Here is a 19,397-nt window from a genome sequence, read left to right as displayed (position 1 = left end):
GCCATCTTGTGAGCGTTCAGTTGCAGCAGATCCTTGAGGATGACTTTCGTCTGGCAGAGCTGACAGATATCTGTATCGTTGAACCTGCTACGTCTCCATGCTTTCATTCTCATAAAGACTGGCTTCACGGAAATTGATATACAAGCGGAGCTTTCCTGTCATCGCGCGGTCAATGTCTCCCCTCTCATATAACGTCTGGATCTCGTTGCGCTCGCTCTGGATAGCCTTCGCCTGCAGCTCCTTCTTCTGTTCTTGCAGTTCATCATTCAGGGACAGCTTTACATGTCCAGATCGAATGAAATCTTCAATCTGCCGATAATGAGCGATAACCGACATGGCTGCCTCACGATTCGAGTCGTCCGTACATGCCTTTATTTTCTCTACTGCGTCATGGATGGATTGAAGCTTGATTTCTTTGTATTGCTCCAGCTCTTCCTTCGTCCAATTGTTTTTGCGATGAGAGTAGATGCTTTTCTTGATGAAATGGCGAATGGTGAACAACACAGAAGAGAACATAAATTTGAGCCGATTCGTAAGCGCCGCTTCCGTCTGCCTAAGCGCATATTGGCATACATCAGCAACCTCCGTATCGAGCTGCCCTTCCTCCAGCTCGCGGCGAACCGTCTTCGCCTCCGTCCGCAGAGCGAGCAATTTCATCTCCAATGTCTTCTTCTGCATATCTGCCAGCTTGCCCCGCTCCTTGCTCTTGAGCCAGTGCAGCTCTTGCTGATACTGAGACATAATAGTTAACGCAGCCGCTCGGTTATCATCATTCATATGATCGCGTACGGTTTTCAAGCCCGCTTTTAACACCTTGATCTGAGTCTGGTTCTCCGAGATTCCTTCATCCGTATCCGCTTCTGCTTGTGGACTTCGGGATAGAAACGGCAGTACGGCGCTGGCCAGCACCAGCGACAGCAAGATGACGCCTGCGGACAGACAAATGATCAAGTCGCGCTGAGGAAAGACGCTTCCTCCCGCGACGATTAGTGGAATAGAGAAGGCACCTGCCAGCGTTACAGCACCTCGCACACCCGACAACGACGTAAGCAAGGCGTCCTGCAGCTTCCGGCCGGAAGCGAACAAATATACCCAGATGAACCGCAGAAGCAGCAACACTGCTGTGATGAGTACGATGTACCCTACAACAAGACCATTCCGATACGCTTCATCCTTGATAATAACCGATACGACATGCGGTATCTCAAGCCCCAACAAGACGAATACCAAGCCATTCAGAATAAACAATATAACGGTCCAGGTGCTCTCGGATACGATCCTTAGCTCTGCGGAAGCCGCTTGAATGCGATCCCGTTCGATTGCATGTACGATCCCTCCTGCCACAACTGCCAATATTCCCGAAACGCCCAGCTCTTCCGCCACCAAATAAATCAGAAAAGGTGTCATAATCATAATGAGCATATGTACCGTTACATCCTCCATGCCGAGCCGCCGCAAATATACTCGAAGCCAAATGATCAGAAAGGCCATAATCGCTCCTGCAGCAAATCCTCCCACCGCAATAAGGAAAAAGCTTACGGTTGCATGCATGGCTGAGAACTCCCCTGTCACAGCTGCTGCAATTGCAAATTTGAAGGCAACCAGTCCCGAAGCGTCGTTCATCAGCGCCTCCCCTTCAAGCAGCCTCATAATGGAGGATGGCAGCCGGATGCGTCCTGCCAGCGAACCGACGGCAACTGCATCGGTAGGTGATAAGATCGCGGCAAGGGCAAACGCCGCGGCAAGTGGAATGTCCGGTATGAGAAAGTGGATGAACGGACCCGCAACAAGCACAGTAACAAGAACAAGCCCCAGCGCCATCAGCAGAATCGGCGCCCGCAGCTGCCACAGTTCATTCCGAGGTGTTCGCCTTCCATCGTTGAATAGCAATGGCGCAATGAACAATACAAAAAACAATTCCGGATTCAGCTCCAAGTGCTCCACAAGGGGAATGAGCGCAATCGCCATCCCAAGCGCAATCTGAATTAATGGAATAGGAATAAAAGGGACGAAGCGATTCAGCACATTCGATACTCCGATCAAACCAATCATAATAAAGACGAGTAAAAACAGTTCCATACCTATGCTCCTTTGCTTAACAAACCAATTGGCTAGACGGTTATTATTTGATTCCATCCCGCAATTATGCTCCAACTAGCCAGTTGAATAAGTAAAAAGCCCCCGCCCCTCCAATAGGAGGAACGAGGGCTAAGCATATTCTGAGAACGTTAAGGCTGCAACTGCCACAGTGCTGGAACGTTGCTAGGCTCCCAGCCTGTCAGCGAAGTGTGCGCCTGAAGGCACTTGTAGACCCTGCCGTTGTAGGATACAAGTGTATTGACCGCATAATACGTATTCGGCGCCCATGCCGTTGCGGTTGGTCCTTGTGCCGTCGTAACCGTAATGGCGTTGCTGTTGCCGGACACATTATTCGACGGATCATACGCTCTTACCGTGAACGTGTATTGTGTGTTAGGCGACAAACCCGTTACAACCTTATCCGTTGCAGTGCCGATTACAGTGGCCACAACGGTGTTGCCGGAGTAGATGCGATAGCCTGCAATGCCGTTAGCGTCGGTCGATGCATTCCACATCAGCGACACCGAAGTGGAGCCTGGCGTCCCCATCACATGAAGTCCCGTTGGATTGGTAGGCGGTGTCGTATCGTTCGGAGCCGCAACCGTTGTCACCTGGACGTTATTGCTCGCCGATGAACGGTTGCCCGCGCCGTCGAAGGCTCGCACCGTGAAATTGTAAGTCGTACCGGCAAGCAGGTTGGTTAAGCTTACATTAGTCTGGTTGCCCGGTACTGTAGCAATCGGCGAAGTATTGGAGCCGGAATAAATTTCATAGCGGACTACCCCGACATTATCCGACGAAGCTCCCCATGAAAGCGCAGCTGTCGTCGTACCTACCGAACCCGCTGTCAGATTGGACGGAGTTGTTGGAGGAACGGTATCCGATGGACCATTAGATCCGCTAAACTGAACGTCAATCACGTTGTAAAATGCATTTACCGTATCGGCAATATCCCATACAGCAAGAATAAGATGATAACCTGTTCTGGCTGGTACGTTGCAAGTGTGCGACAGCGTTGCCGGAGGCTGCGCTCCGTTAGCGTTAACTGTACAGAATGGCGTCAGTTCAAGCTGAGCGCGAGTTAGAGCCGCATTTGGATTCCAGTCCGACTTTGTGATGAAGTAGCGATAGCTTGTTGATGAATGACGTGCTGTAAATTTCCAAGTAAACGTGTTCGAACCGCTAGTCATATTCACTTTGTTCCAACGAGTTGAAGATTGCGCATTGAGGTTAGAGAAGGCCGCGAGTCCCGCACTGGCAATTTGGCCATCCGCTGGACCTGCTGCCGGAAAGCCTTTTGGACCTTCAAGGCTTTGCGGCTCATAAATAATGTTGCCGCAATTGGTATTCAAGCCATTCTTGCACTGGATCGCCCGGCTTGCGGGACTATCCACGTATCCATGGGCAGAGACCGACTTGGCGAAAATAAGCATACTGGCGAAAAACAGCAACAGACCACCGCTAATCAGCAGAACGCGCCTTATGAGAGTTAAATTCATACGCTCTTGAACCATCATCATATTACCTCCTTGGGTTTTAGGTTGGTATGGCTGTCCACCTTTCTCCTACACATCTTACGGAGCATACAGTTCGAGCTGCCTCCTCTCTACTTAACGGCCAAACCTAGTAGTGAAGCATAACGAAATAGACCAACCCCCTTTTGCAACCGATTTATATAAACTCAAGAAGAGCTTATATACCGCATAAGAACATGCTGCACAATCGAGTTGGAACGGGTTCATCGCATGTACGCGTGAAAGCAAGCTCAGTTGCTGTATGTAACGGGTAACGGGATGAACATGATGAGATTTGTATGGAATCATTTACTTTGGTGCAGCCAAAATCACTATGAACTCTTGTAAACGCTATCATTCCAGTGCGGATTCAAATAGAGTAAAGCTAGGCATGTTAAGGGATTCGATCTGAACAGCTGCCGATCGCAAATGGTGGTCCGATTATTGGAGGGAATGTGGAAGGTAGAGAGCAAGATCAGAAGTTGGAGTGTTGTTCGGTTTAATTGAAATGAATCTGGTGTATGGTTGCGGAAAGATTGTGGGGTTGAACTAGCTGAATCTAACCGGATACAGAGTGTAGGTCCTGGTTCGGATTCCTGCTGAGGGTTTAGAATAATTCTATTATAATGCAAATTCTACTATTTGTGTACTATTATTTTTGAAAAAAATTGGATATGCCCGAAAAGCTGACAAACTACCCTACAGCCCGACCCAATCAATCAGAATCGCAATAATTTTACTCGACTTGAATTTATGATTCATAAAGATGCTGATCCAATCCGCAAATCCAAGCAGCAGCAGACTGGTCACCAGAACGATCTCCCTGGCAGCAGTGCGGCTGCGAATCATAATCGTCAGGATACCGCCCAGCATGATTATGAACATGAAGATAAACCAAATCATGAAGCCGTCCCCTCCCGGCGTTTCACTTTCTTCCGAATCCACGTAACGAACAGCAGCAGACACGGAATAAATACGCTGTATAGCAATGTATATTCAAAATCGTATCTTTGACTGAATTCAATATTTTCGACAACGTTATCATAGCCAAGCGACAATCCGGATATAAGCAGGATTAACGCCAGTGTCACCCAGAGCCGGCTTGAAATGCGGAACAGCTGGCATAGCCCCAGCACAGAGCAATAATAAGCGATAGACAATTTGATAAAGATAGCTGCCAGTAGAATGAGTGCAATGGTCGATTCCAAATGCTCAAAAAATGTCCCGACATGCACTTCCTGAGCAATGACAAACAACGGGTACGTATCATGAGAAGCACGGGGAACGCCCAATACGCCTATTGTAAAAAAGGTCGTTACGCTAAGCAGAAGCGTTGCGACTACAATGGCCAAAATAAAGCTTCGTTTCACTTTGGACTGTACGAATGGGAACAGCATTAAAAACACAAGCGCCTCCAAAAAAGGAAAGCCGAATATGTATCGTGTCTCCTTCAGCGTCTCCCAGACATTCATTCTAAAGCTGCCCTGGAACCGGCTCCAGTCCCACGCAACCAGCGCCATGCAGAAAATGAGCACAAAGGTAATCGCCATAATAATGAACAGCAGTTCCGATGATCTGGCAATGGTATCGATTCCTTTGACAACCGCATACGCCGAGATTACAAGTAGCATGACATGGAACATAGTCAGCGGCGTTATGGGCATTAAGGTCTGTTTCATAAAGTCGCCGACATTACGGGTAATGAACACCGACAGCTGAATGAAATAGGAGATGTACATAATAGCGAACAAACCTCCGATTGGCTTACCCGCTACTTTGGTGCAAATCTGAATAATGGACAATCCAGGATGTTGCCGGGCAAGCTTGAGCCAGATCAACGCCGCCATCACTCCTGCAGCGCCTGCCCATAGCGGAACCATCCAGGCATCCTGCTTGGCGACTGCAATAAGCCCTCCCGGCAGGAAAAAGAAGGAGGTCCCGGCAAGAAAGGACAAGGTCAGAACGAAAAATTGCCATACTGTCATGCTGTTATTTTCCATTCGACAGTCCCCCCTTGTACGGATCAATAATTTCTCCAACATCATTCACTGAGCTAGTGACAGTAAGCTTGAGCTTGGTTTCTTTCCAGGCATCCTTATTTCCCTGAATCGCTTTCCACGCCCCTCCGCGCTTGTACTTGATCTTATCCGCCAGACCGAACAGATCCCACTCTTTCTTAAGCGATTTCTGAAAAAGTCCTCCCGCTGTTTCGCTTACTTCTTGGTTGAATTGCTCCGTTATCCGGGATAAGTTCTCCCACGAAAGCTTCTCCGTCTGCTCATTGTTATGAATGGCCAAATTGGCCGTAATCCTCACATTCCATACCGGCACTCCATCGGTTTGGGTCAAGCTCTGCTGCACCTTGATTTTGTTAGCGGATAAGTCGATGCTTAGACTGTCCAGCTTAATCGATTGAAAGAAGCTATTCGTCTCGCCTTTTAATAAGTTGTAATAGCCGTTCTCCCGCAGCCCGATCTTGCCGATCATCCGGTCCTGCTTGAATACCGCGGCACCACTGAGAATTAGATTGCTGCGGTTAGCCTCAATCGTCTCGAAGCGCTTGGTTGTCAGAATTGGCTTATCGTCCCGCAGGCTGATAATTGGCAGAACCGTATACGTGGAGGATTCCATATTATCAACTAAATCCTTCACTCTCGATTTCATGCTGATTCTTCCGGTCGCCCTGTTCGTGTTATACACAAGGGACCGCAACGTGCGGCCAGGCAATTGCTCCAGCGGGGTGTAGGTCATCAAGACATCGGATAACTTGGAATCCGTAACGAACAGCAGCAGACTGGAGCGTCGATTATACTGCCGTTCGTAGAAGTTAAGAAACGGCCGCAGCCCTTTACTGGCAAGCTTCTCGGTAACGATATGGGTCTGATAGTGATCAGTGAACAGCCTGCGCGGCAAGCTCTCGGCGGACTTTTGGCCCATCTCTCCTCTTGATTTCCCCTCTATCTTGTACGTGTAGACCGGGGAAGTGCCTCCTCTGCCCGAATCATGGGCGAAAGCTGCCGGATTGACAATTTGATAGTAGACGATTGTGTTGCCAGTATCCGCATTCTCCTCCGATCCGACCAAACCAACGATCGCCAGCTCGTTGATTTCGGTCCGATCCCAGCATCCCGTCAGCGTACATAACACGATTCCGGCCAGTGCAAGCTTCCGGAATACCGATCTCATGAAAACCTCCTTCCCTTCTTCGGCTGATTGGTTTGCGGATAACTCTTCATCCACGGACGAGGCACCCTGACGAGCACATCCTTCCAATCGGATATGACTGCAGGCGCCACAGGCGACAGATAGGGAACGTTAAAAGATTTGATCGATGCTAGGTGAACAATGGTAAATAGCACGCCGCATAACACGCCGAACAGTCCCATTGAACCCGCCATCATCAGATAGAAAAACTGAAGAAGCCGCTGCGTAATGCCAAAGCTGTACGACGGTGCCACGAAGTTGGATATGGCCGTTATCGCCACGACGATTACCATAGCCGTAGAGACAAGCCCTGCCGTTACAGCCGCTTGGCCAAGCACCAGCGCGCCAACGATGGATATCGCCTGTCCAGCTATGCGCGGCATGCGAAGTCCAGCCTCCCGCAATACCTCGAAGGTAATCATCATAATAGTCGCCTCCACGAATGCCGGGAATGGAACGCCTTCCCGTTGTCCTGCAATGCTGATCAGCAACGATGTGGGAAGCAGTTCTTGATGATAGGATACGACAGCGACATACAGAGCCGGAACGAAAATGGATAGCATAAACGATAAGATACGAACCCAGCGCAGCAGGGTCGCAATATCCGCCCGTTGATAGTAGTCTTCAGGGGCAATAAAAAATTGAAACAGTGTAATCGGCCCCACAAGCGCAATAGGACTGCCATCCACCAGCACGGCTACGCCGCCCTCCAATAGATGAGCCGTCACAATATCCGGTCGTTCAGTGCTCAGCAGTGTAGAGAACGGTGAAAATGTGCGATCCTGTATCCATTCCTCCACATAAGCGCTATCCAGCACACTGTCCCCTTTCACAGCATGAAGACGTCTACGGAATTCCTCTACTACCTCATCAGAAGCCAAATTGTCCAGGAAAAGCAGCGCAATATGATTTTCCGTTTCCGTTCCGACAACGACTCCCTCTATATGCAGATGTACATTTTTGATCCGTTTGCGAAGCAGGGACAGATTGCTGGACAGCTCTTCGGTAAATCCCAACTGGGGCCCCCGCACCGTAGACTCTGTCAGTGGCTCCGATACGTCCCTGTGGCTGCTCTGAGATACCCTGACCATAATAATCTCGGGAGAACCGGACAGTATAACCAGACATGTACCCTTAAGCAGGCTATCTACGCATAGCTTGAGATCTGTGGTGCAAGCGATCGAGCTGAACGGCATCCTTTTCTGCAAAATGTTCTGCCTAATTTCAGGCGAGTCATTATCTTCCAATGATACTTTTTCGGTCAAAAATGAAAGCAGTTCTTTTTCAATCTTGTTTTTATCGGTCAACGTTTCCAGAAACACGATATAACAAGGAATATCCGGACTTACAACTAGCGAATGGATCGTAAGATCCGGCGGGTTATGCAGCGTATTTCTCAGCCATTCGATAAATGCGGGCGGGTCATGGTGGTCATAGCTAAGTTCCTGAACCTGATGCGGATCTTGATTTGACATACGCGAAGCTCCCATTCGTCAACAGTAATCTTCTTCCATTATGTCCAACCAGGTTTTGAATATGCACACATAGAGATCATCCACTCATAGTGTAGAACTAGAGAAATTTAAAATCGCTGAACCTGATTGCTTCTCTTCAAAATGGGTAAATTAGGTTTGACTTATGTAATGGAATAACATATTATATGAACAAGTATTCATATATTGTTTCTGAAAGAAGGGTTCTTCATGAATGAATATCGGATCAAAGGATTGTCCTGTGCCGGATGCGCACAGCGTATTGAAGACGAGATCAAACAATTGGATCATGGCGAAGAAGCTAAGCTCAGCTATAATTCTGGTAAGTTAACCGTGCATCCCGATGTATCCATGACCGCGATTAACCGGATCTTGAAATCAGACGGCGCCTATATTGCGAAGCAGGCAGATGATCACCATAATCACGAGCATGACCATGGCGATAGCGATCATGACCATAGCCATGGGGGCGGCAACTCGAAGATGCTTAAGCTTCTGGTCACCTCCGGTGTCCTCTACGCAGCGGCCTTGCTGCTGGAAGGCATGCTGGATCAGCAAGCCATTATCCTTCTTTTTCTAATGGCTACGGTCATAAGCGGATATACAACCTTCATCCGGGGCTTGAAAAATTTGTTCAAGCTCAAATTCAATATCGATACGCTAATGACGATTGCGCTCGTAGGAGCGATTGCTATTGGGGAATGGAAGGAAGCGACTTTGGTCGCCATCTTGTTCGGCCTTAACGAGCTGCTTGAGGGCTATGGGATGGAGAAGGCCAGAAGATCCATGGAAACCTTGCTGCAAGTAGCGCCAAAAGAAGCCATAAAGCTGGAGCAAGGACAGGAACGCATCGTCCCCATCTCTACTTTGCAAGTCGGCGATCTGGTGAAAATTAAACCCGGTGAGAAAATTCCCTCCGACGGAATCGTATCCGACGGAAGAAGCTCAGTCAACGAAGCCGCCATTACAGGCGAGTCTCTGCCTGTGGAGAAAGAAGCCGGCGAGCTTGTGTACGGCGGCAGCATTAATAATGAAGGATTGCTCATCGTGCGAATCGAGAAGGCGTACAAGGATTCCTCGCTTGCCAAAATTCTGCATCTCGTACAGGAAGCGCAAGAGACTAAAACGCCAACCGAGCTGTTCATCAATAAATTCGCGAAGTATTATACGCCGCTAATCATGCTTATCGCGCTGCTAGTTATGGTTGTTCCTCCCCTTCTATTCCAGGGAGATTGGATGACTTGGCTATATCAAGGGCTGTCCGTTCTCATTGTCGGATGTCCTTGCGCCCTTATTCTCTCCTCGCCGATTGCGATTGTTTCCGGCATTACGCGTACTGCCCGCAATGGCATACTCGTGAAAGGCGGCGTCTTCTTGGAACAGCTTGGCAAGATCGATACGCTGGCCTTCGACAAGACCGGAACGCTGACCAAAGGCGAGCCGCATGTCGCTCAGATGGAGGTCTACGATGAGAATCGCTTCTTCTCCGTTGCCGGCGCTATTGAGAGTTCCTCTTCCCACCCGTTAGCGAAAGCTATCATGAAGGAAGTGAATAGCAAGGGGATTGCCATTCCAGTGGCGGACGATATTAAAACGTTAACCGGCAGTGGCATACAGGCTCGTATGGACGGGCAGACTTATTGGCTGGGTAATGAAAAAACGATTGGTCATCTATCCATACCAGAATCCGTTCAAGACCGAATTAACCGGATGAAGGAAGACGGCTTGACGCTCGTGCTTGTCGCAGACGACCAGCAGGTGCTTGGCTTGTTCGGCATCGCCGATGAGATTCGGGAAGAAAGCCGCGCCGTTATTGCCTCGCTTCATCGGCTTGGCATTAAGCATACGGTCATGCTGACGGGCGACCATGCCAAGACAGCGGAGAAGGTCGCAGCAGCAGTCGGCGTGTCCGACTATTACGGAGGACTGCTTCCGGAGGATAAGGTCACTCGGGTGAAGGAGCTGTCTGCTCAAGGCACAGTTGCCATGATCGGAGACGGCATTAATGATGCCCCTGCACTTGCATCCGCGCAGTTAGGCATAGCGATGGGCAAAGGCACGGACAGCGCGATTGAGACTGCCGATATCGTCCTGATGCAGGATCACTTGGGCAAGCTGCCGGAAGCGGTATCGGTCGCTAAGCGCGTAAATCGGATAATCAAGTTCAACATTATCGTTTCGCTGGGCTTAAAGGTCATTGCTTTGCTCTTAACGATTCCGGGCTGGCTGACGTTATGGATCGCCATTCTATCTGACATGGGCGCCACTATCTTCGTCACTTTGGTCAGCTTGACGATCTTGATCGACAGGAAATCGCTTCGCAAGGGCTAGCTGCACCGCAAAGAACCTTCAACAACCGCTGAGGTTGCTGAAGGTTCTTTTGTCTAACCACAAGTCTGTCCCTAGTGATTCCGGCTCACCATGTAGTGCAGAAGCTGCTTCAGAAATCCGCTGGGTCGCCCCATCCCGCTAAGCGCATCTGCTGCCTGGCAATAATGCTCCCACATCTCTCTTCTGGCGGCATCCAGTCCAAGGATGGCGACAAAAGAAGAGATATTGTTGTCTGAATCCTGGCCGGCAGGTTTGCCAAGCGTCAACGTATCGCTCTCCGCATCCAATAAATCATCTTTGATCTGGAAAGCAATGCCGGCATGATAAGCAAAATCCTTGAGTCTCTCCATCTCCCCGTCACTCTCTTGAGCCAGAATTGCCGGCATGACCAGACAAGCTTCGAAGGCGATACCCGTCTTGTAATAAGAAACTGCCCGCAGCTGTTCCAGCGTCAAGGCCATTCCCTTGAACTGCAGATCCATCGCTTGGCCTATACTCATCTCCCCCGCTTTCTGGGAAGAGTATCTCATCAGAGTCAAAACCGTCTTCGGATCGAAGTCCATGAGCGAAGCTTGCTCCTGTATCGCCTTTTGAATCAGATAAAGTCCTGTCAGTTCTGCTGTTGCACTGTCGTGCAGCTGATGCAAGGTCGGCTTCCCTCGGCGCACCGACGCGTTATCCTGAGACGGAAGATCATCAAAGATTAAGGAGGCCGTATGCATATATTCAAGCGAGCGTATAAGCGGCATAAATGAGGACGGCGCCAGCCCGTACACTTGCACGCCTATTACCCAAGCCAATACGGGGCGCAACCGCTTGCCGTCGCCCTGAAGACTATAATTCGCAGCATCTATCAAAGACGTCTTCATTGGCGGTAAATCCGTGTCAGCGGTAATGAGAAGATGTTGGTTGATCTCCTTTCTCACGGATGCGAACGTAGTGTGGAAAGCGGCTTTCTCCTCGCGATTGCGCTTCAAGACCTCAATCAGCCGGTCTCGCAGCAGCTTATCATAGAAGTCAACGTCATCCGCCCTTTGTACCATTTGCCCCATAAGGCGATTAAATTCGGGATGGCCGGATGCCAGAATATCCATTAATTCGCTATACTTTTCCAAGCCGATTCGTTCCTTGCAACGCTTCAACCCATTAATCGCCCGATCCAGCATAACGTCCCTCGTCTTGCTGTCGCCATGATAGACCTTATGAATCAAGTGAGCAATAACGCTCCAATACAACTCAAAGGGATTGATCAAATCCGGACGCTGCTCGCGATAGTGGAGATAATACGTATAAGGCGTTACTGCACCGTCTCGCATATCGTCGAACACGTCTGCAAAATCATCCGCCAACTGATTATAAATACCGTAATAGAAAGTATGCTGCTCGAAACCTTCATCCTCAGGAGCGCTCAATACCGTTCGAACGATTAAGCGTGATGAGGAGGATTTCAGAATGATGGGCAAATAAAGCTCTTCATTCGTATACGCAGGGTTCGTTAACACTTTTCGCCTATCTATGTCCTGAGCATGAAAAAATACGTAGGACTGCTCAAAAAACGTCTGCAATCGTTCGGGCTTCTGATAATGTTTAATATAGTTAAATGCTTCGCGAAGCTCCCCATGAACATATCGAACCAGCTCCTGACTGGAACCGGACCAATCACATTGCTCAGGCACCGTCCCTTGTAGCAGCGAAGTACGAATCATCTCCGAATACTGCTCCTTCTCCTGCTCATCCAGAAGACCGCAATCCAGCAAATCATCGATAAACGGATAAGTCAGTCCATAGGAGTAGCCAAGTCTGATCGCTTCATCCAGCCTTCTGGAACGCTCAGCGGGATCCGTCTCCTCATCCAGATCATCCGCTACATGCAGGACGACTCCGACGATGATCTTGATCAGCTTGCGCAAGGCATGATCCCCGTCCAGCTCCTCTGGCAATCTGGAGGATACCATATTCAGCTTGCTCATGACCCATATCGCCGCATCCTCCACGCCTTCCTTCTGAGCCCAGCGATACAAACTTGCAAGGCTCAACTCATCCTGTTCTCCCGACTCTCCTTGCTTGGGAGACTGTATAATCTTTTCCTTAATGTCATTAACTACTCGCTGTATCTTCTGTTGCGTCTTCGGAGTGTCCAGCGCTTGGCCCAGATCTCTCATATAGATATAGGAGACGCTTCGATCCAAATAATCGTCCAGCTTGCCCGTATACTTCAGCCACTGAATATAGCGATCATAGTGGCGGGAGTCCGGCTTGCGTGCGCTTCGTGCCATGAACGACAGCACGGATTGGTGAATCGGATTTTTTTTCCAATGGCGAATATCATCAGTAAGAACAGTCCCATACGATTTGTCGGTCACTTGTTCCTGTAAGTCGGCCAAATAGTGAGCGGCTTTCTGTTCCGCCCGCCGATACCATGTATCAGCATCATCCATCATCGTCTCATTCATACAGTGGGTTCCCTCAACTTCTATCATGATAATAAAATCAACTTGTTCCATTCGAACAGATGAGGTCGCTCCATAGACGGATGACTGGGCTCTTTCTGTCTTAGCCAATCCGCATCGGATGATACTCACCACTATATACGCGAAGGAGTCATTTGGGTTACGAAGATATCAGTGGGAATGAAAGGGTATTGGGCGCTTGTTCGGCTGATTAGTATACATAGCTTCATATTTTATATATAATATAGATGATGTAGGTTCACGTGGATAAAGTCTAAGGACTCTATTGCAATCTCCCTACTCTTTTTTATGTTGTAGCCCATTCTTATACGGGAGGTGAAGCACGGATGAAAGAGGAGCTTGAATTATCCACACGAGAATTGATCATGAAAATGCTAAAAACTCAAAGTGAATTAAGCACCAAAGATATTACGGAGCAGCTTGGCATTACTGGTATGGCTGTTCGCAGACATCTTGCCGTACTGGAGAAGGAAGAGCTGATTGAATATACGACCGTTCGCCAGCCGATGGGTCGCCCGGTATCCGTCTACCGCTTGACGGAGAAAGCCGAGGATTTTTTCCCGAAGCGCTATCATGCGGTTGCTCTGGATTTGTTGTCCGAGCTGAAGGAAGAAGCCGGGGAAGAGATGGTTAATCACTTGTTTGATCTAAGGCAAGTATCGTTGCAGAAGCGATATCTGTCCAACATGGACGGCAAGGACCTGGAGAGCAAAGTGGCAGCGCTGGCTCAAATTCAAAGCAATAACGGCTACATGGCGACTTGGGAAAAAACTTCCGATGATGTCTATGAGCTAACAGAGTATAATTGCCCTATCTATCAAGTGGCCAACAACTACAATCACGCTTGCACCTGCGAGCTTCGACTATTCGAATCTCTTCTGGGAGCCGATGTGAAACGTACGGAATGTCTGGCCAAACAAGGCAAAAAATGCGTCTACCGCATTCGGAAGAAGTCATCTTCCGACCACCATGCTGTAGATTCTAATTAACGGCATCTGCGCTTCTACTTTATATACAATAGTATTCATTATGTTGATTATATAGATTCCAAGCGGATAGAGTAAGCGTCAACTTATGAGGAGTGTACCGAACATGGAAACAAAGCAACCTTACCGTATTTTATTGTATTACAAATATGTAACGATCGCGGATTATGAAGCATTCGCAGCGGAGCATCTCGCTTATTGCAAGGCGCTTGACGTCAAAGGACGCATCCTGATTGCTGAAGAAGGCATTAACGGCACATTATCCGGCACTATCGAGCAGACGGATGCGTATATCGCCCATATGCGCAGCAATCCCCTCTTCTCGGATGTGGTATTCAAAATCGACGAAACCGACCAGCATGCCTTCAAGAAACTATTCGTTCGTCCCAAGAAGGAACTGGTTACCCTTCGTTACCCTACCCCACTCGATCCGAACGTCATTAGCGGCAAACGCCTATCGCCTGAGCAATTCTATGAGCAACTCCAGCGTGATGATGTCGTCATTATCGACGGAAGAAATGATTATGAATACGATCTTGGCCACTTCCGCGGAGCCATTCGTCCTACAGTGGAATCCTTCCGTGAGTTTCCGGAATGGATTCGCAACAACCTGCCGGATGCCAAGGACAAAACCATCCTTACCTACTGCACAGGCGGCATCCGTTGCGAGAAGCTTACTGGCGTATTGATGAATGAAGGCTTCAGCGATGTCGCTCAGCTTGACGGCGGCATTGCTACTTACGGCAAAGATTCGGTCGTACAGGGACGTCTTTTCGATGGCAAAATGTATGTATTCGATGAACGCATCTCTGTCCGAATTAATCAGACGGATGAGGACATCATTGTCGGCAAATGCCATCATTGCGACAGCCCGACCGATCGCTACATTAACTGCGAAGATGATCTGTGCCATCGTCAACATCTGGTTTGCGAGGATTGTCTGGAGACGCACGAAAGCTATTGCTCCGACGACTGCAAGACAAACGACAATCTTCGGAAGCAAGCTCAGTAACAACAGTAAAAGAGCGTTCTTAACAGTATGAGTATACTCATATAGTTGACCGTCAGCTTGCCTGGTCAATAAAGGATGATAACTAAGAAGAGGCGGTGCCGGGGCGAAAACCCCTGCACCGCCTCTTCTGTCTTTCAAAGGTGTTTGAAAGGCAACCTATGACTGCTAGTTGAGAAAATTTAAGGACAACAGCGATGGAAAGAATAAAAAGCATTTTCTCCAGATAGAACGCTGTTCTGCAGCGGCTATTTCAACTTCATATGACTGCTATGCCCGGGAGACAATCGAGCCTGCGGATCAATATAGACCTTAGCATTGTTGACAGCCGTCGGCGCTTCACCGAATCCCACTGCAATCAGCTTCAGCTTGCCGGGATAAGTCGTAATGTCTCCTGCGGCGAAGATGCCCGGGATGCTTGTCTCCATTCGGGTATCGACTCGAATCGAGCCTTGCTGAACCTCGATCCCCCATTCCGCAATGGGGCCAAGCGATGAGACAAATCCATAATTCACAATAAGCGAGTCGCAAGGAAGAGTTACTTCCTCGCCAGTCCGTCTGCTTGCAGCTGTCATCCCTTCCAGGCGCTCATCACCAGATAATGCCTTCACATCCATCGAAGTCATCACCCTCACACCGGACTTCATGAGCTGCTCTACACTATGCTCGTGAGCTCTGAATTTATCTCTGCGATGAATGAGCGTAACGCTCTTCGCGATTGGCTCCAACATAAGCGACCAGTCGACTGCGGAATCTCCGCCGCCGCAAATGACAACATCTTGCCCTGAGAAGGCTTGCAGGTCCTTTATAAAATAATGCAGCCCTTTCCCAGCATAGGCTTTTGCCTCAGGCAGCTCCAGCTGTCTCGGCTCGAATGCCCCTACACCGCCTGCAATGATGACAGCGCGCCCGTAATGAACGTCTTTATCTGTAACGACTCTGAATAGTCGTTCCTCTTCCTTCACGACCTGCTGCACCTTTTCTTCCAGGTGCACCTGTACTGGGAACAGGCTTAACTGCTGCTCCAAGCGAGATACCAGTTCCCCGGCTGTGACCGCGGGAAATCCTGCAACATCATAGATGTTCTTCTCTGGATATAAAGCAGCCAATTGACCGCCCAATTGCGGCATGCTGTCAATAATCTTCATACTGGATTGCCGCATGCCCGCATAGAAAGCGGCGAACATCCCCGCTGGTCCTCCCCCGATAATTAACATATCTACGATATCATGTTGGTTTTCTGTGATCATAACGATTGCATTCCCCTTTAATACGATGATGTTAGCACTTCTTGGCTGTACCTCTGTATGTCGCAGTACGGAAGCTTGCCCCGCAGCCGCAGCTGGCTTTCACATTGGGATTGTCCATCGTGAACCCCCCGGTCATTCCCTGCCTTTGATAGTCGATTTTCAGACCTTCTAGAAACGGAACGCTCCCCGACTCTACTAACACTTGAAAGCCATTCATAGACACGGAAATATCCTCCGCCGTCTGTTGATCGTCAAAGCGCAGATCATAGGACAGGCCGCTGCAGCCTCCATCGACAACGCCAACACGAAGATACATGTGCTCAAGCTCCAAACTGTGCAGCATCTCAAGGATCTGCTCCGATGCATTTTCACTTATCTCTATCATGCATTTCAACCTCATTTCATATAGACTCCACACTTTTTATATGCCTTTATATAAAAACTAACTAGGTTGATCATAATCGTAATTTCTCGTCGAGTCAATAAATAAACTTTTTAAACGATAATATTGACTAAGTTGACATTCGTGTTTAAGATTAAGGTGTCACTTCCCTTACCAACGAAGGAGGAATCGAGCATGGCATTTGTCATTACTTCTCCCTGTATTCCGGAAAAAGCGGCTGATTGTGTGGACGTATGCCCGGTAGACTGCATTGTCGAAGGCGACGATCAATACTTTATTGATCCCGATCTGTGTATCTCCTGTGGTGCATGCGAGGCGGCTTGTCCTGTTGGAGCTGTTTTCGAGGAATACGATGTTCCACTCGGAGAGTCGCATTACATAGAGAAGGCCATTCGTTTTTTCCAAAACGCGTAGATGCGATGACTTATTCATAAGCAGCAACAGGACTGACCCGGGATCATTGGATGCTCCCTGGACCAGTCCTGCTCCGTCTTCTGTTATACAAACTATAAGAAAACCAACGTCTTCCAGGCGGATGTTCCGAATGGAACGATGACCGCCTGGAAGCTGGTAAACGATGTATTTATTCCTGTTCAATAAAGCTATTCCGTTCAGCTTCGATAGGGATCTTGTCTCCGGGGCAATTGTACCGTCACCGTCGTTCCTTTGCCTTCTTCGCTCATCACAGCGATGCGACCATGGTGGAGCGTCACAATCTTCTTCGCAATAGCCAGTCCCAGACCGCTTCCGCCAATACTGCGATTACGTGATTGATCCGATTTGTAGAATCGCTCGAATACTTTATCAAGCTGCTCCGGGGCAATGCCGATTCCAGAATCGGTAATGGTCAACTGAACTTCATCATCCGAAAAGGATAGTGTGATAACAATATGGCCGCCATCAGGCGTAAACTTGATACTATTGCCGAGCACATTCATCCAAACCTGATTGAGCTGATCACGATCAGCTATGATGGGGACGGCGCCCTCCCAATCCAGGTCGATTATGATGTTTTTGGCCCTCCATTGCGGCTCGCAAGTCACCACAACCTCACGTATTTGTTCATCCAGATGATAACGGGTCGCTTCGAATGGATGATGCTCTGAATCCAGCGACGCCAGCTTGAGCAAATTGTCGCTAAGCTTGGACAATCTGCCGCTCTCGGCAATAATAATATCGAGATAATGGCTCCGCTTATCCTCAGCTACCAGACTGCCATGTTTCAACGCCTTTGCAAAGCCGCTAATGGAGGTCAATGGTGTCTGTATCTCATGAGACACATTCGAGACAAAGTCTTGCCTCATTTGCTCCAATTGCTTAAGCTCCTTCGCCATCTCATTAAAATGATGGGTCAATGCCCCTATCTCATCTTCGCCAGTGGGTTTGACGGTGACATCGAAATCGCCTTTTGCCAGTCGTTTGGTCGCATGCGTCAACGCTTGCAGCTGTTTCACCAAATATCTGGCGGCCAGAACGACACAAACACTGCCAATGATCAGGCCGATCAGCAAGATGAGCAACATCATCCGATTCAGTACATCTTCATTCTGCGAAGAAAACTGCATAAACATCGCATGCGGCTGACCATCTATCGTGAATGGAAGTCCGATGTAAGTCGGGTCACCATTACTTGGGGATCGATACTCATTCCCTAGCAGTACATCACGTATCGCTTCGGGTTTGACCTTGACATGTTTTGTATCCGGAATGCTATAATACTTCACTTCTCCCGTCTCGCTGTACAACTGAATGGGATAAGCAGATATATTCACCATCCGCTGAATGAACGAATCCAGATGATCAGGCTTGGTTTGGTCGTAGAGAACCTTCATTTCCTCTCCGACCGCAAACATGTCATTCTGGCCGGTCGAATTAATCTCTTGCTTGAAGAAATAATAGCCGATCAGAAATGAAGATAACAAGCTGAACAAAATAACCGCCAGAAACGTAGCCATAATTCGAACGTACAAGGTTTTAATCATGTGACCACTAACCGATATCCCAGACTGCGAGCGGTCTCAATCTGGAAGGAGTCGGTCTCTCCGGAAAATTTCTCTCTCAGCCTCTTAATATGCACATCGACCGTTCGATCATCGCCTTCATAATCTTTTCCCCAAATATGAGCGATCAATTGCTCGCGGGTGAAGATTTGCCCCGGTTGATTGGCCAGCTTGAACAGCAATTCGAATTCCTTCAGCGGAAGACTGATTCTCTCATCGCCTCGCATCACTTGATAGCTCCTACGATCGAGCAGCAGGTCACCAAGCTGAACGGTCTGAGAGGATTCGATTCTGTAGCGCTTCAACAGAGCCTTCACTCTCATCACCAGCTCCAGCGGATCAAACGGCTTCGTCACATAATCATCCGTCCCAAGCTGGAAGCCCTTTACCTTCTGAGCGCTCTCACCTTTGGCTGTAACCATCAAGAGCGGAATATTGGCATCAAAACTGCGGATCTCCTTGCACAGGTCCCAGCCATTGATATGCGGCATCATAATATCAAGAATGACCATATCGACATGGGTGTTCTCCACGATGTCCAGTGCTTCTGCACCGTCCTTCGCCTCCACAATTTGGAACCCTTCCGCATTTAAAAACAGGGCAAGCAACTCGCGAATATGCGCATCATCATCCGCAATCAGAATTTTGGTCATTCCC

General features: G+C 48.7%; 15 protein-coding genes. 4 read left to right on the top strand and 11 right to left on the bottom strand.

Annotated elements, in window-relative coordinates; translation table 11 throughout:
- Window positions 1–87: 87 nt before the first annotated feature.
- The 6 genes from DX130_RS06815 to DX130_RS06790 all read right to left on the bottom strand — a co-directional run bounded on the left by DX130_RS06815 (window position 88) and on the right by DX130_RS06790 (window position 8,272).
- The gene (locus DX130_RS06815) at window positions 88–2,079 is read right to left on the bottom strand and encodes a Na+/H+ antiporter (protein ID WP_116043847.1); all 1,992 of its coding nucleotides are present in this window, start codon (window positions 2,077–2,079) and stop codon (window positions 88–90) included.
- A gap of 149 nt (window positions 2,080–2,228) precedes the next feature.
- A complete protein-coding gene (locus tag DX130_RS06810; RefSeq protein WP_116045784.1) occupies window positions 2,229–3,593 on the bottom strand; it encodes a lytic polysaccharide monooxygenase in 1,365 nt (454 codons plus the stop codon).
- A 699-nt stretch (window positions 3,594–4,292) separates the two neighbouring features.
- On the bottom strand, window positions 4,293–4,496 hold the full coding sequence (locus tag DX130_RS06805) for a hypothetical protein (RefSeq protein ID WP_116043845.1): 204 nt from the start codon (window positions 4,494–4,496) through the stop codon (window positions 4,293–4,295).
- Window positions 4,493–5,593, bottom strand: coding sequence for a GerAB/ArcD/ProY family transporter (locus DX130_RS06800; RefSeq protein WP_116043843.1), 1,101 nt, complete (start codon window positions 5,591–5,593; stop codon window positions 4,493–4,495). The genes DX130_RS06805 and DX130_RS06800 overlap by 4 nt, the downstream gene beginning before the upstream one ends.
- Complete coding sequence (locus DX130_RS06795; protein ID WP_116043841.1) at window positions 5,583–6,779, bottom strand: Ger(x)C family spore germination protein; 1,197 nt, start codon at window positions 6,777–6,779, stop codon at window positions 5,583–5,585. Before DX130_RS06795 ends, DX130_RS06800 begins: the two co-directional genes overlap by 11 nt.
- Window positions 6,776–8,272, bottom strand: a complete 1,497-nt coding sequence (locus tag DX130_RS06790; RefSeq protein ID WP_116043839.1) for a spore germination protein — start codon at window positions 8,270–8,272, stop codon at window positions 6,776–6,778. Before DX130_RS06790 ends, DX130_RS06795 begins: the two co-directional genes overlap by 4 nt.
- 228 nt (window positions 8,273–8,500) lie before the next feature.
- Here DX130_RS06790 and DX130_RS06785 point away from each other — a divergent pair, with 228 nt between their 5' ends.
- Window positions 8,501–10,621: a heavy metal translocating P-type ATPase gene (locus DX130_RS06785; protein ID WP_116043837.1), complete on the top strand. Its 2,121-nt coding sequence runs from the start codon at window positions 8,501–8,503 to the stop codon at window positions 10,619–10,621.
- A 71-nt stretch (window positions 10,622–10,692) separates the two neighbouring features.
- Here the strand turns inward: DX130_RS06785 and DX130_RS06780 are convergent, their stop codons facing one another.
- A complete protein-coding gene (locus tag DX130_RS06780; RefSeq protein ID WP_116043835.1) occupies window positions 10,693–13,074 on the bottom strand; it encodes a polyprenyl synthetase family protein in 2,382 nt (793 codons plus the stop codon).
- A 344-nt stretch (window positions 13,075–13,418) separates the two neighbouring features.
- Here DX130_RS06780 and DX130_RS06775 point away from each other — a divergent pair, with 344 nt between their 5' ends.
- Together DX130_RS06775 and trhO are read left to right on the top strand one after the other, a co-directional pair.
- Window positions 13,419–14,081 carry a helix-turn-helix transcriptional regulator gene (locus DX130_RS06775; protein ID WP_116043833.1) on the top strand — a complete coding sequence of 221 codons (663 nt, stop codon included), beginning with the start codon at window positions 13,419–13,421 and terminating at the stop codon, window positions 14,079–14,081.
- Window positions 14,082–14,184: 103 nt separating this feature from the next.
- A complete protein-coding gene (gene trhO, locus DX130_RS06770; RefSeq protein WP_116043832.1) occupies window positions 14,185–15,090 on the top strand; it encodes an oxygen-dependent tRNA uridine(34) hydroxylase TrhO in 906 nt (301 codons plus the stop codon).
- Window positions 15,091–15,335: 245 nt separating this feature from the next.
- On the opposite strand, the gene DX130_RS06765 is transcribed toward trhO, so the two are convergent.
- Together DX130_RS06765 and DX130_RS06760 are read right to left on the bottom strand one after the other, a co-directional pair.
- A complete protein-coding gene (locus DX130_RS06765) occupies window positions 15,336–16,337 on the bottom strand; it encodes an NAD(P)/FAD-dependent oxidoreductase (protein ID WP_116043830.1) in 1,002 nt (333 codons plus the stop codon).
- Between the two features lie 31 nt (window positions 16,338–16,368).
- A complete protein-coding gene (locus DX130_RS06760; RefSeq protein WP_116043829.1) occupies window positions 16,369–16,722 on the bottom strand; it encodes a HesB/IscA family protein in 354 nt (117 codons plus the stop codon).
- Between the two features lie 192 nt (window positions 16,723–16,914).
- On the opposite strand from DX130_RS06760, the gene DX130_RS06755 reads away from it, so the two are divergent.
- Window positions 16,915–17,154, top strand: a complete 240-nt coding sequence (locus DX130_RS06755; protein ID WP_116043827.1) for an indolepyruvate ferredoxin oxidoreductase subunit alpha — start codon at window positions 16,915–16,917, stop codon at window positions 17,152–17,154.
- Between the two features lie 197 nt (window positions 17,155–17,351).
- On the opposite strand, the gene DX130_RS06750 is transcribed toward DX130_RS06755, so the two are convergent.
- Window positions 17,352–18,722, bottom strand: a complete 1,371-nt coding sequence (locus DX130_RS06750; protein WP_116043825.1) for a HAMP domain-containing sensor histidine kinase — start codon at window positions 18,720–18,722, stop codon at window positions 17,352–17,354.
- A complete protein-coding gene (locus DX130_RS06745) occupies window positions 18,719–19,393 on the bottom strand; it encodes a response regulator transcription factor (RefSeq protein ID WP_116043824.1) in 675 nt (224 codons plus the stop codon). Before DX130_RS06745 ends, DX130_RS06750 begins: the two co-directional genes overlap by 4 nt.
- Window positions 19,394–19,397 lie beyond the last annotated feature (4 nt).

This window comes from Paenibacillus paeoniae, assembly GCF_003388735.1.
Taxonomy (GTDB): Bacteria; Bacillota; Bacilli; order Paenibacillales; family Paenibacillaceae; genus Pristimantibacillus; species Pristimantibacillus paeoniae.
Note: the sequence above shows the minus strand (reverse complement) of the source record. Positions and strands in the feature narration are given on the sequence as shown.

Bases quoted from the DNA above. Each gene is read 5' to 3' on its own strand.
- DX130_RS06755 (WP_116043827.1), top strand. From the start codon at position 16,915: ATGGCATTTGTCATTACTTCTCCCTGTATTCCGGAAAAAGCGGCTGAT.
- trhO (WP_116043832.1), top strand. From the start codon at position 14,185: ATGGAAACAAAGCAACCTTACCGTATTTTATTGTATTACAAATATGTA.
- DX130_RS06765 (WP_116043830.1), bottom strand. From the start codon at position 16,337: ATGATCACAGAAAACCAACATGATATCGTAGATATGTTAATTATCGGG.
- DX130_RS06810 (WP_116045784.1), bottom strand. From the start codon at position 3,593: ATGGTTCAAGAGCGTATGAATTTAACTCTCATAAGGCGCGTTCTGCTG.
- DX130_RS06805 (WP_116043845.1), bottom strand. From the start codon at position 4,496: ATGATTTGGTTTATCTTCATGTTCATAATCATGCTGGGCGGTATCCTG.
- DX130_RS06745 (WP_116043824.1), bottom strand. From the start codon at position 19,393: ATGACCAAAATTCTGATTGCGGATGATGATGCGCATATTCGCGAGTTG.
- DX130_RS06750 (WP_116043825.1), bottom strand. From the start codon at position 18,722: ATGATTAAAACCTTGTACGTTCGAATTATGGCTACGTTTCTGGCGGTT.
- DX130_RS06795 (WP_116043841.1), bottom strand. From the start codon at position 6,779: ATGAGATCGGTATTCCGGAAGCTTGCACTGGCCGGAATCGTGTTATGT.
- DX130_RS06785 (WP_116043837.1), top strand. From the start codon at position 8,501: ATGAATGAATATCGGATCAAAGGATTGTCCTGTGCCGGATGCGCACAG.
- DX130_RS06775 (WP_116043833.1), top strand. From the start codon at position 13,419: ATGAAAGAGGAGCTTGAATTATCCACACGAGAATTGATCATGAAAATG.
- DX130_RS06790 (WP_116043839.1), bottom strand. From the start codon at position 8,272: ATGTCAAATCAAGATCCGCATCAGGTTCAGGAACTTAGCTATGACCAC.
- DX130_RS06760 (WP_116043829.1), bottom strand. From the start codon at position 16,722: ATGATAGAGATAAGTGAAAATGCATCGGAGCAGATCCTTGAGATGCTG.
- DX130_RS06780 (WP_116043835.1), bottom strand. From the start codon at position 13,074: ATGAATGAGACGATGATGGATGATGCTGATACATGGTATCGGCGGGCG.
- DX130_RS06800 (WP_116043843.1), bottom strand. From the start codon at position 5,593: ATGGAAAATAACAGCATGACAGTATGGCAATTTTTCGTTCTGACCTTG.
- DX130_RS06815 (WP_116043847.1), bottom strand. From the start codon at position 2,079: ATGGAACTGTTTTTACTCGTCTTTATTATGATTGGTTTGATCGGAGTA.